Annotated in this window: 10 protein-coding genes; 4 read left to right on the forward strand and 6 right to left on the reverse strand. The window is 68.1% G+C overall.

Translation table 11 applies throughout. The annotated features are described in order from the left end of the window. Positions 1-115 precede the first annotated feature (115 nt). The 3 genes from WS69_RS06870 to WS69_RS06880 all read right to left on the reverse strand — a co-directional run bounded on the left by WS69_RS06870 (position 116) and on the right by WS69_RS06880 (position 5688). The gene (locus WS69_RS06870; RefSeq protein WP_059470046.1) at positions 116-3658 is read right to left on the reverse strand and encodes an indolepyruvate ferredoxin oxidoreductase family protein; all 3543 of its coding nucleotides are present in this window, start codon (positions 3656-3658) and stop codon (positions 116-118) included. A gap of 114 nt (positions 3659-3772) precedes the next feature. After that, positions 3773-4003, reverse strand: coding sequence for a DUF2783 domain-containing protein (locus WS69_RS06875; RefSeq protein WP_059470047.1), 231 nt, complete (start codon positions 4001-4003; stop codon positions 3773-3775). Further along, the gene (locus WS69_RS06880; protein WP_082716008.1) at positions 4000-5688 is read right to left on the reverse strand and encodes an FAD-dependent monooxygenase; all 1689 of its coding nucleotides are present in this window, start codon (positions 5686-5688) and stop codon (positions 4000-4002) included. The genes WS69_RS06875 and WS69_RS06880 overlap by 4 nt, the downstream gene beginning before the upstream one ends. Positions 5689-6127: 439 nt before the next feature. On the opposite strand from WS69_RS06880, the gene WS69_RS06885 reads away from it, so the two are divergent. Further along, the gene (locus WS69_RS06885) at positions 6128-7309 is read left to right on the forward strand and encodes an MFS transporter (RefSeq protein ID WP_226382825.1); all 1182 of its coding nucleotides are present in this window, start codon (positions 6128-6130) and stop codon (positions 7307-7309) included. A 246-nt stretch (positions 7310-7555) separates the two neighbouring features. Further along, a complete protein-coding gene (locus WS69_RS06890) occupies positions 7556-8185 on the forward strand; it encodes a nuclear transport factor 2 family protein (RefSeq protein ID WP_059470048.1) in 630 nt (209 codons plus the stop codon). 86 nt (positions 8186-8271) lie between these two features. Here the strand turns inward: WS69_RS06890 and WS69_RS06895 are convergent, their stop codons facing one another. The 3 genes from WS69_RS06895 to WS69_RS06905 form a co-directional block, all read right to left on the reverse strand. Then, positions 8272-8784: a chemotaxis protein CheW gene (locus WS69_RS06895; protein WP_059470161.1), complete on the reverse strand. Its 513-nt coding sequence runs from the start codon at positions 8782-8784 to the stop codon at positions 8272-8274. Between the two features lie 37 nt (positions 8785-8821). Continuing rightward, positions 8822-9013 (reverse strand): hypothetical protein, encoded by a 192-nt coding sequence (locus WS69_RS06900; RefSeq protein WP_059470049.1) that lies wholly within the window; start codon positions 9011-9013, stop codon positions 8822-8824. Positions 9014-9811: 798 nt separating this feature from the next. Further along, positions 9812-10000, reverse strand: a complete 189-nt coding sequence (locus WS69_RS06905; RefSeq protein WP_059470050.1) for a DUF3562 domain-containing protein — start codon at positions 9998-10000, stop codon at positions 9812-9814. 363 nt (positions 10001-10363) lie between these two features. Here WS69_RS06905 and WS69_RS06910 point away from each other — a divergent pair, with 363 nt between their 5' ends. Then, positions 10364-12340, forward strand: coding sequence for an acyl-CoA synthetase (locus WS69_RS06910; RefSeq protein ID WP_059470051.1), 1977 nt, complete (start codon positions 10364-10366; stop codon positions 12338-12340). A gap of 63 nt (positions 12341-12403) precedes the next feature. Further along, positions 12404-12589: a hypothetical protein gene (locus WS69_RS33045; RefSeq protein WP_059470052.1), complete on the forward strand. Its 186-nt coding sequence runs from the start codon at positions 12404-12406 to the stop codon at positions 12587-12589. Positions 12590-12733: the final 144 nt, after the last annotated feature.

Consider the following 12733-nt stretch of genomic DNA (forward strand, 5'->3'; position numbering starts at 1 on the left):
GCCGAAACCGCCCGGCGGGCGGGGCGGTTTCGCCGCCGCGTGCGAGCGAGCGCGAGACACGAAACCGACGCGCGAGGCCATGGCTCCCGCGCATCGGCCCCGCGCGCCCTTCAACTCATTCGACCGTCTCGGCGCCGCTCTCGTCGTGCGCCCGCACGGCGACGGATGCCGCCGCCGGCTTCGCGTGTCCGCTGAGGATCCGCTCGACGAGCTCGGTTTGCCGTTCGCGCGCCTTCACGATCGCGCCCGCCTTCACGTAGCCGTAGCCGCGAATCGCATCGGGCGTCTTCGCCCATGCGACGATGTCGGCGAGCGTGTCGCGCGTGAGCCGCGGCAGCAGGCGATCGAGCGTCTCTTCGTATTCGCGGACGAGACGGCGCTCGTCGCGACGCTCGGCCGTCCAGCCGAACAGATCGAGCGGCGTGTGCCGAAGCACGCGCCCCGCCGCGAGCACGCGGAACGCCGGGACCATCCAGCGCGAGAAGGCGCGCTTGCGCGGCGGCTGGCCGCCCTGTTTCGAGCGCGCGTCGAGCGTCGGCGGCGCGAGGTGGAAGGTCAGCTTCGCACGGCCGGCGAAATGCGCGCGCAGGCCGTCGAGAAACGCCTTCGACGTATGCAGACGTGCGACCTCGTACTCGTCCTTGCAGGCCATCAGCTTGAACAGCATGCGCGCGACCGCGTCGACGAGCGTGACGTCGCCGAGCGGCGCCGCAGCCGTGCGCACGCGCTCGACCATTCGCCGGTAGCGGGCCGCATAACGCGCGTCCTGGTATTGCGTGAGAAACGCCGTGCGGGACGCGATCAATTCGTCGATGGTTTCCTTCTTGCGCCGCACGAAGCCGACGGGACGCCACGCGCCCGGCGGCGTCGCGCCGGCCGTGCCGAGATGGTGCGCGACGAATGCCGGATTCGCCGCCCACAGCCGTCCCCACGAGAACGCGAGATATTTGGCGTCGGCCTGGCCGCCCTGCAGGCCCAGCGCGTGGCGCAGCGACGCGAGCGACACGGGCACCGCGCCGCGCTGCCATGCGTAGCCGAACAGCAGCATGTTGGCCTGCATCGGATCGAGCAGTTCGGCCGCCAGCGCCTTCGCATCGATCGCGTCGTAGCGCTCGGCGCCGACGACCTTCTCGATCAGCGACTGGATCGCGTCCGTCTCGATGCGCGCGTCGGCATCGCGCAACATCGCGCCCGTCTGTGTCTGCGCGGTATTCGCAATGACGAACGTCTTGCCGCGTTCGAGCGACGCCAGCGCGTCGTCCTCGGTGGCGACGAGCAGATCGGCGGCGAGCAGCGCGTCGGCGCCGCCGCGGTCGATCCGATACTGATGCAGCACCTCCGCCTCGCGCGCGATCCGGATGTGACTGAGCACCGCGCCGCCCTTCTGCGCGAAGCCCGTGAAGTCGAGCACGCTGACCGAGCGTCGGTCCAGATGGGCGGCGAGTCCGATCGCGTTCGCGACGGTGACGACGCCCGTTCCCCCGACGCCCACCAGCATGATCTCGAACGGCTCGTCGAGCGAGCGCGGCTTCGGTTGCGCGAGCGCGTCGGCGCGTGCGATCACGTCGGCGGGATCGGCTTTCGCGGGCCGGCGCTCGCGCGGCGTGCCCGTGACCGTCACGAAACTCGGACAAAAGCCCTTCACGCACGACAGATCGGTGTTGCACGAGTGCGCGTCGATCGTGCGCTTCAGTCCGAACGGCGTGTCGACCGGCACGACGGACAGGCAATTGGACTTCACCTGGCAATCGCCGCACCCTTCGCACACGGCCTCGTTGATCACGACCCGGGTCTGCACCGCAGGCGGCGGCTGCCGTTTCTTCCTGCGCCGCGCTTCGGTCGCGCAGGCTTGATCGAAGATGAGCACGCTCACGCCGCGCGTGTCGCGCAACTGGCGCTGCACGTCGTCGAGCGTGTCGCGATGATGGACTTCGACACCCTTCGGCACGCTGTCGTGCGCCCGGTAGCGGCCGGGATCGTCGGCCACGACGACGACGCGCCGCGCGCCCTCGCTCAGCACGAGCTCGGCCGCCTTGCGGACGGTGAGCTGGCCGTCGACCGGCTGGCCGCCCGTCATCGCGACCGCGTCGTTGTAGAGCAGCTTGTACGTGAGGGTCGCGCCCGCGGCGATCGCCTGCCGAATCGCGAGATAACCCGAATGGAAGAAGGTGCCGTCGCCGATGTTCTGGAAAATGTGCGGCGTATCGACGAAAGGCGCCTGTCCGAGCCAGTCGACGCCCTCGCCGCCCATCTGCACGCTGCCGCTCGTCGCGCGCTCGGGCATCCGCGCCGCCATCGCATGACAGCCGATGCCGAGACGCGCCTCGCTGCCCGCCGGCACGCGCGTCGACGTATTGTGCGGGCAGCCCGAGCACAGATACGGGGTGCGCCGGATCCATGCCTGCGCGCGGACTGCGGGCGCCGCGCCCCACGCGTGCGGGATGCGCAGCGGCACGTCGAACGCTTTCAGCTGTCGCGCAAGCAGCGGCGCAACGCGCGACGGGCGCAGCTCCTCCAGTTCCGAGACAAGCGGGGCGCCCTTCTCGTCGACTTTCCCGACGATCGTCGCGCGGCGGTCGTGCCGCGCGTTGTAGAGACAGTGCTTGAGCTGCTCCTCGACGACAGGCTGCTTTTCCTCGATGACGAACACCTTGCCCGCGCGATGCGCCCATGTTTCCAGCAACGGCGACAGCGGATAGACGACGTTGATCTTCAGCAGCGCGACGCCTGCCCGCTCGAGCTGGTCGAGCGACACGCCTCCTTGCCGCAGCGCCTCGCGCACGTCGCGATAGGCCTTGCCGACCGCGGCGATCACGAGCACGGGCCGCGCGGGCGTCGTGACGGCCTCGTCGAGCGGATTGGCGCGCATGAACGCGCGCGCCGCCTTGAGCTTGTATGGATGGCGCCGCTCGATCTGCATGCCCGGCAGATCGGGCCACCGCCAATGCAGTCCGTCCGGGCCGGGATCGACGGGCGGCTGCGTGAAATGCGGCGGCTCGAACGTCGGCACCGACGCCGACGCCTCGACCGTCTCGGTGATCGCCTTGAAGCCGACCCACAGGCCCGATGCGCGCGACAGCGCCCAGCCCCACAGTCCGCAGCGCTCGTAGTCGGCGAGTCCCGACGGGTGGATCACGGGCAGGCCCCACGCGATCAGCGTGCGATCCGACTGGTGCGACATCGACGACGACACGCAGCCGTGGTCGTCGCCCGTCACGACGAGCACGCCGCCGTGCGGTGACGAACCGTACGCATTGCCGTGCTTGATCGCGTCGCCCGAGCGATCGACGCCCGGCCCCTTGCCGTACCACATGCCGAATACGCCGTCGTAGCGCCTCGTCGCATCGGTTTCGACGCGCTGCGTGCCGATCAGCGCCGTCGCGGCCAGATCTTCGTTGATCGCCGGCTGGAACCGGATATGCGCGTCCTCGAGTCGCGCTTTCGCGCGCCAGAGCTCGTGGTCGACGCCGCCGAGCGGCGACCCGCGGTATCCGCTCACGAAGCCCGCAGTGTTCAGACCCGCCGCGCGGTCGGCGGCGGCCTGCGCGAGCAGCAGACGCACCAGCGTCTGCTGGCCGCTCACGAAAATGCGTCCGGGCGGATCCTCGAGTCCTTGGCGATAAATGGAGTCGCGCCGGTATTCAGTAGTCTTGAACATGGTTTCGTGCCCTCGATCGCGGAAAGCCCACATTGAAGATGGGCGGCAGCGTCGTCTCGCGCGCTCGCCCGGAAATTCGGCCTCGTGAAGCAGCGGTCGAGGCCGGGCGACGGATCAGTCGATGCCGGCGCGCGCGATCGCGATGGCGTCGCGCAACACGTCGGAGTCCGCGATGTGATGCATCAGCACGAGCACGAGCTGAGCATGGAACAGATGGCCCTGAGCGTCGTCGAGATCGCGGCACGCATCGGCCAGCATCGCAAAATAGGCATCCGGATCGGCGAGCTCCGGAACGCGCGCCCCCGTCACGGGCGTTGCAAAGCTGTCGCTCACGTTGCCGCTCATGATTGCGTCTCCTCGAACGAAAGGGGAATCGGCGTGCCGACGGCGCGATCGAGGATCGTCCACAGCGCTCTCGAATCGACGCGCTCGAACGAGCCGAGCACGTGCTGATCCGGCCGCAGCAGCACCGCGTTGCCCGGCGCGAGGCCGTAGCGCCGCGCGACGAAGCCTTCGTGATCCCACAGCGTCGAGCATCCCGGCGCATCGTGCTCGTGCGCGGGCCGTGCCGGCGACGCAACGACGATGGCGAGCAGCGCGGCGCGCGGCGCGGCGGCGAGCGCGGAGATCGCCGCGTCGTCGGGATCGCCGTAGACGAGCAGCGTGTACCCCGGCCCGCCCAGGTGCGCGAGCAGCCAGTCGGGCTCGCCGGCGCGCTTGACGGGCGCGTCGACGGCGGGCGAGCCGGGCTTCAGCACGCCGGGGTGCGCGACGGCGCCGGCGAATTGCCCGACGCCCGTCAGCACGGCCGGACGCGACAGCCGCCCGGAATTGACGAGCGCGCGGCCAAACGGCGTCGTGCGCGCGAGCGCGAGCGCCGCGCGCCGCAACACGTCGGCGGCCGGGCTCTCCGGCGAGATGAAGCGCGCGCTGCGCGTCGAGTTGAGGATATTCTCGTCGGCGGCGAATGCGCGCTCATCGCCATACGAATCGATCAGCGATGCCGGCGCGCCGTGGCGAACGATCGCGGCGAGCCGCCAGCCGAGATTGTCGATGTCCTGCAGGCCGCCGTTGCCGCCCCGTCCGCCGAACGGACTGACTTCGTGCGCGCTGTCGCCCGCGAACACGATGCGCGAATGGACGAAGCGCGCGAGGCGCCGGCAGCGAAACGTATAGACGCTCACCCAGTCGATCCGGAACGCCACTTCGTCGCCGAACATCGCGCGCAACCGTCGCTCGACGCGTTCGGGCTCCCGTTCGAGCGCCGGGTCGGCGTCGGCGCCCAGTTGGAAGTCGACGCGCCACAAGTTGTCGGGCTGCTTGTGCAGCAGCACCGACCGTTTCGGATGGAACGGCGGATCGAACCAGAAGCGGCGCTCGGCGCGAAGCGCCGCGCCCTTCATCTCGATGTCGACGATCAGGAAGCGATCGGGAAACATCTCCCCGACGAACGGCAGATCGAGTACCTTTCGCACGGTCGAGCGCGCGCCGTCGCACGCGATCAGCCAGTCGCAATCGAGCCGGTACTCGCCGTCCGGCGTTTCGACCGAGACCGTCGCGCCGTCGTCGCGACCGATCACGTCGGTGACGCGGCTGCGGCTGCGCAGATCCACGAGGCCGCTCTCGGCGCATGCTTGCGCGAGCCATGCTTCGATATAGGACTGCTGGACGTTGATGAACGGGGGCCACTCGAATCCCGGCTCCGGCTGGAAGTCGAAGCTGAACACTTCCCGGGATTGGTGATACAGGCGGCCGACCTTCCAGTTGACGCCTTGTTGGCGCAGCCGGGGGCCGAGCTTCATCCGCGCGAGGATTTCGAGACTGCGTTGTGCGAAGACGATCGCGCGCGAGCCGTCGATCGGCGCGTCGCGCGCCTCGAGCACCACGCTCGCCACGCCGCGCTGGGCGAGATCGCAAGCGAGCGCGAGGCCGATGAGTCCGGCGCCCGCGATCACGACCGGAACGCGCGCGGGCGCGTCGAGGTCGAGTTCGGCGGGCCGGGTATAGGAAAAACGAGATGGGGTATGCATCCGCAGGCACTCCCGAAATGCCGTTTTAGCAAAGAAACGACTGGATGAGTTGTTTCGATTTCAACGCGATGCTGCGCAATATTAGATCGCATACGGTCAATTCGCAACATCAATTAATTTGCCGAATGCCGGCGATTTTTTCGCCCAATTTCCCGCAATTTGGATGCCAAATCCCGAAATAAGACAAATTCGAGTCGATTCGCTTTATCGATATGTTCTTGTCGATTGAATGCGACAGCACAAAAAAATATCGCATATGATTTATTTGCATGAGATCATATTCGGCCGCCTAATTGGCGAAAGGGCCGTATCGCAATTCGGCTGGCCGAGCCGGAATCAGCGCTGCGACATTCGCCGGCAGGCGTCGGTGCGCGGCGACATCCGCGCGCCGTTCGCCCATGGGCGTTGTCCATTCATTCTTCGATGCAAGGAGCACATCTTGACGACACCTGCCGCGTTATCGATGGGTCATGAAGCGCTATCGCGACGTCTTGTCCTGCTGCTGGCAATCGGGACCGGGATCGGCGTCGCGAACGTGTACTACATCCAGCCGATACTCAGCCTCGTCCAGCGCGACTTCGACGTTCCGCCGCAGCTCATCGGCTGGGCGCCGACGCTCACGCAAATCGGCTACGCGCTCGGCATTCTGCTGCTCGCCCCGCTCGGCGACATGCTGAGCCGCCGCTCGCTGATCGTCTGCAAGGGGCTGCTGCTCGTTCTCGCGCTCGTTGCCGCGGCGCTGTCGCCGAACTATGCGGCGCTCATCCTGACGAGCGCGGCGATCGGACTCTTCAGCAGCGTCGGCCAGGATTTCATTCCGGTGGCGGCGCAGCTCGCGCCCGATGCGCATCGCGGCCGCATCGTCGGCACCGTGACGACGGGCCTGCTGACGGGCGTATTGCTGTCCCGAACGCTCGGCGGCCTCGTCGCGCAGCAATTCGGCTGGCGCGCGATTTACGCGGTCGCGGCGGCGCTCGAAAGCCTCGTCGTGCTGGCGGTCTGGCGCTTCCTGCCGCCGCTGCCCGTGAGCGCGGGCGGCCGGTATTCGCAACTGATGGCGAGCCTCGTCAAGCTCTGGCGGCAGCATGCGGCGCTGCGACGGGCGGTGTATACGCAAGGACTCCTCGCGATGTCGCTCGGCGCATTCTGGTCGACGCTCGCGCTCGTGCTTGCCGCGTCGCCCTACCATCAGGGCTCGGGCGTCGCCGGCGCGTACGGCGTCGCGGGCGCCGCGGGCGCGCTCGCCGCGCCGCTGTTCGGACGGTTCGCCGACCGCGCGGGGCCGCTGCCAGCGATCCGCCTCGGCTGCCTGCTCGTCATCGGATCGTTTGTCGGCATGTGGATTTTCTCGGGCTCGCTGATTGCGCTCGCGATCGGCGCCGTTCTGTTCGATCTCGGCGTGATGGCCGCGCTCGTGTCGCATCAGACGATCGTCAACACGATCGATCCCATCGCGCGCAGCCGCCTGAACGGCATCCTCATCACGGGCGCGATGTTCGGCGTCGCCGTCGGCGCGGAAGCCGGCAATGTCGCGCTGATCTATGCGGGCTGGCCCGGCATCTGCGCCGTCGGCGCGATCGTCGGCGGCCTGGCGCTCCTGCTGCGACTCGGCAATCGATGACCGCAACGGCGGCGCGATTCGCACCGAGCTGCGCCGCTGTTGCTCGCCGTTGCGCCGTAATCTCGCCGCAATATGGCCGTAATCACGCCGAGATCGCGCCGGCCGGCGCTCGGACGCGACGCAATCGCGCGGGTGCGTCGCGTCCCGCCGGCTTTCGCGTCCGTCGATCGCGGGCGGTCGTGTGCGGCATGCCATGGTCGCTCGTTTCTTTGTCCACCGCATCACAACCGGAACAGGTACTTCATCGTGAATCGAACCTCACTTCGCGCCGGCCGACTGATCGGCGCGCTTGCGCTCGCCGCGCTCTCCTGTGCCAGCGTCGCCCAGACCTCGAACGGTCTGGCGAGGACGAACCCATTGAAAGCGGCCGACGCGATCGAGATCCAGTACCTCATCGCGCAGTACGCGGCAACGCTCGACGCCGATACCGCCGGAGAACCGGCGCAAAGCCGCGTGGATCGATTTACGCGCCTGTTTACGTCGGACGGCGTATGGACCCAGCACGTGTGGAACGCGGGCAAGCCTGCGGACGACGGTCCGGGCTGCTTCGTGCGCGGCCAGGCCCAGCTCGCGCGATTCGCACAGGTTCTGTTCGGCAACGTGACGAACCGGCCCGCCGCGACGACTCGACACAATCTCGTGACGCCGCTCATCGACGTATCGGGGGATCGCGCGGAGGCAGCCGTCAATTGGATGCAGACGCGCGACGCGACGCTTTCCGAGGGGCGCGTCGAACTGCTCGCGACGGGCCGCTATTACCTGACGCTTCGCCGGCAGTCGTCGGGCTGGGCGATCGAAAAGCTCGATCTGATGAGCGATCATCCGCTGTACGGCACGCCGCTCGGGCCGCCGTGCACGCCGACCGGGCCGCGATAGGGGCGACTCGCGGCGCGGCCGGGCGCGCACGTCGGCGATGGTCGCGCCGCGCGACCATTCGAGCGCGCCGAGACGGCGACAACCGCTCAACTGACGAGTCCGATGTCGGCTGCCGCGATCAACCGCTCGATGTCGAGCAGAATCAGCATCCGGTCGCCGTCTTCGCCCGCGATCGAACCGAGGTCGGTGATGAACCCGGTGTCGATCGACGCGCCGAACTCGGGCGGCGGCCGCCGGTCGGCCGCCGCGAGCTGGAGCACGTCGCTCACTGCATCGACGACGACGCCCACCGTGCGCGCCGCGACGTTCAGCACGATGACCACCGTCGACGTGTTGTACTCGGCCGAATCGAGCGCGAACTTCAGCCGCAGGTCGACGATCGGCACGATCACGCCGCGCAGGTTGATCACGCCCTTGATGAACGCCGGCGCGTTCGCGATGCGCGTCGGCTCTTCGTACGAACGGATCTCCTGCACGCGCAGGATGTCGATTCCGTATTCTTCGGCGCCGAGCCGGAACGTGACGAATTCCTGCGCATCGCGCGCCGCGTCGTGTCCGCCCATGCGCGCCGCGTGCGGCGCTTCCATCGTTGCATTCATTGCCTTCTCCTCCAAGCGCGCGAGGCGCGTGTCGCCATCAGAATGTTTGCCAGTCTTCGGTCGCGGCCGCGACCGCCATGGCCGGCGCCGGCTTGCCGAACGTCGGCGCGGCGTGCATCAGATCCTTGATTTCCTTCGCCGCGCTCGACGAGCGCGGCGCGAGGCTGCGGACTTCGCTCGTGAAGCGGTCGTTCGCGTCGCCGAGCGCATGCAGCGCGAGGACTGACACGAGCAGCGCCAGCCCGCACAGTCATTGTCTGAAAATTCATTGTTTCACCTCGATTGATCCGACATCGGAACTCGCGTCGCGCCGCGCGACGCATTGTCGTCTTCTAACGGCCGCGATGAGGAATGCTTGAGATGCCGTTCGGGACGAAAATCGTTTGCATCAGGGTTTACGGCTCGGAAAAATCGCTTCGACAACCGAAGCGTCAGCCAATCGTTAACAAATCGTTAACCAATCGGTGAAAATCTGTCACATAACGGATCGCGGGCGACGATCAAACGGAGATCGATCGATTCGCACAACCGACCGAGGCGAAGAGGGCGATTGCACAGGAGCCGGGTCGCCGGGGAGTCGGCGAACGCGTCGTGACGGCATCGTTCGAGGCCAAAGTGCTCGATCGATGCGCCGCCGCGGATGACGCCGCGGGTGTCGGCGGAAGAGCGGTGCGGGCCGGTCTACCCGGACGGGAAATGCAATCCGGCGGCCAGCCGGGTGCGATCCATCGTTGAAAGCGCACCACGCTCGGGTGATATGCCGGGTTGTCGAAGCCGGATTTTCGTTTCAAATGTACCGGCAGGTACCGGCGGCTCCGACCAATCGCCAGCTTCACGCGTTTCGATGACGGTACCGTGTCAGGCACGGGAGCACTACTCTCGCGGCGCATCGCCCTGCCTTGCTGTCTGCTGTCGTTGTGGCCGTCGCTGCGTCCCGCCGCACGCTCGTGCCGACACGTTCGCTGTACGACGGAATTTCTCCACCGATCGGCAACCGCCGCGCCCGCATCCGGCGCGCCGCCGACGCTCAATGCGTCGGATTGCGCAGCGTCTCCCTCACCCGCTTCGCGACGAGAACAGCCAGATAATCACGTATCCGCGCGCCTTCGCTGTATTCGGCGAGCGTTTCTTCGTATAGCCGGGATACCGCTTCGGCGGGCATGTGGGTTTCGGACGCGATCGCCTGGACGATCTCGTCGACGCGGTTCTGGACCATGCTTGCTCTCCACCGGGTGGGAAACGGACAAAACGGCTTGCACGCGGACACCTATTGAATGACACCCAAAGCGCCGACGCAAATTGAATCCCTCTATGAGCGCTTTGTTCACGCGATCCCATCTCTATTCGGACAAATCCGGATACGAACCGAGCGGATTGGCGCGTCGCCGAACCGGCGCTGCGATGCCATGGAGGGTCGGATGCCGGTTGTCGGCGGTTCGGGGCGCGGCACGTTACACTCTCATCGCATTCGCGACGTTGCGTCCGGACGTCGCTCGAATGAACCGCGGCCACGCGCAACATCGCCCGCGTGCGGTTCGCCTCCCTTACTCGACTTTCGCAGTCCGACAGGAGTTCATCCATGGCGGTTCGCGACATCCACGACATCGAGCAGATCGAGCGCGTGCCGCTTCACGCGCGCGCGCTGCCCGCCAACACGCTGCAGATCTTCGACGAGCGCGCGGCCAAGACGCCCGACGCGCCCGCCCTCACCTTCTTTCTCGATGCCGACCGGCACGATCGGTCGCACACGTGGACCTTCGCCGAGTTGCGCGCCGACATCGTCAGGACCGCGAACGTACTCGCGAGTCTCGGCGTCGGCGCGGGCGACGTCGCCGCGTTCGTGCTGCCGAACCTGCCCGAGACGCATTTCGCGATCTGGGGCGGCGAAGCGGCCGGCATCGCGATGGCGATCAATCCGCTCCTCGACGGCGCGCAGATCGCTGAGCTCGTCGACGCGGCGCGCGCGAAGGTGCTGCTCTGCGTCGCGCCGACGCCCGGCGTCGACATCTGGCCGAAGCTCGCGCCGCATCTGGACGCGATGCCGACCGTCGAAGCCGTCGTATGGGTCGACCTGCGGCCTTACGTATCGCTGACGAAGCGCGCGGCGCTCGCGTGGATCGAGCGCCGCGAGAAGGCGCGCCCCGGCACGCGGATCCGGATCGTCAATCTGCATGCCGAAATGCGCCGGCAGCCGGGCGACCGGCTGATCAAGCCGCGCACGATCGCGCCCGACGAGCCGTCGTCGTACTTCTGCACGGGCGGCACGACGGGGCGCCCGAAGATCGCGGTGCGCACGCACGGCTGCGAGGTGTTCGACGTGTGGTCGGCAAGCGAGACGCAGGTGCGCGACGGCGACGACGCGCGAACGGTCTTCTGCGGGCTGCCGCTCTTTCACGTGAACGGCCAGCTCGTGACGGGCCTGATGGCGTGGCTGCGCGGCCATCACGTCGTGCTCGGCACGCCGCAAGGCTATCGCGGCAAGAACGTGATCGCGCGGTTCTGGGAGATCGTCGAGGCGTATCGAATCAACGCGTTCTCCGGCGTGCCGACGCTGTACGCGGCGCTCTTGCAGCAGCCGGTCGGCCGGCACGACATCGGCTCGCTCGAATACGCGGCGTGCGGCGCGGCGCCGATGCCCGTCGAGCTCGCGCGCAGCTTCGAGCGGATGACCGGCGTGAAGATCGTCGAAGGCTACGGGCTCACCGAGAGCGCGTGCGTCGCGTCGCTGAATCCGCTCGACGGCGAGCGGCGCATCGGCTCGATCGGCCTGCGCCTGCCGTATCAGCGGATGCGCGCGGTGATCGTCGACGACACGGGCCGCTACGTGCGCGATGCGCTCGCCGACGAGGTCGGACTGATCGCGCTGTCCGGGCCGAACGTGTTTCGCGGCTATCTCGATCCGGCCCACGAGCGCGGACTGTGGATCGACGTCGCGGGCGAACGCTGGCTGAACACGGGCGACCTCGGCCGCCGCGACGCGGACGGCTATTTCTGGCTCGTCGGCCGCAAGAAGGAGCTGATCATTCGCGGCGGGCACAACATCGATCCGCGCGTCATCGAGGACGCGCTCGCCGCGCACCCGGCCGTCGCGCTCGCGGCGGCGATCGGCCGGCCGGACGCGCACGCGGGCGAACTGCCCGTCGCGTATGTGCAACTGAAGACGGGCGCGAGCGCCGACGCCGACGCGCTGCTCGCGTTCGCCGCGGGCGCGATCTTCGAGCGCGCGGCGGTGCCGAAGCACGTGCGGATCCTCGATGCCGTGCCGACGACGGCCGTCGGCAAGATCTTCAAGCCGGAATTGCAGCGGCTCGAGATCGCGGACGTCGTCGCCGCATGCGCGCGCGACGCGCAGGCCGCGCTCGAGCGGATCGACGTCGTGCAGGACGCGCGGCGCGGGCTCGTCGCGAAGGTCGCCGTGCGCGGACCGCGCGATGCGCTCGCCGAGCAACTCGCCCGCTATGCGTTTCCAGTCGATTGGGTCGGCGAGCGGGCCGGCGGCGACGTGCTCGCCGCAGCCGCCTTCGACGCGGCCGGCGAGCGCGGGCGCACGTCGTGACCGCCGCCCTTTTCCGCCGCCCGTCCCATCGCCCATCCGTCAATCCGTCATGCCGGCCGAATCTTGAAGCGTTCCGATAATTTCCGCGTGACGGCGGCCGTCGTCGCGAGCGCGCTCTTCATGCAGAACCTCGACAGCACGGTCGTCGCGACCGCGCTCGTCGTGCTCGCATCGGCGCCGATGTTCGCGGCGCTGCCGGCCGATGCCGGCGAAGGGCTCGCGGGGCGGGCGCGGCGATCGCGGGAATGACGGCGGCGGGTCGCACGAACCACGGCGCGAACGCGGCAAGCCGCGGCGTCGGGCACCGGCGAATCGACGAATCGGCGAATCGGCGAATCGCTGGCGCATGCGTGCGCGGCGGCGCTTTGTCCGGCGTTCCCTGCGGATCGGATG

It is taken from the genome of Burkholderia sp. BDU5, assembly GCF_001522845.1.
Classification (GTDB): Bacteria; Pseudomonadota; Gammaproteobacteria; order Burkholderiales; family Burkholderiaceae; genus Burkholderia; species Burkholderia mayonis.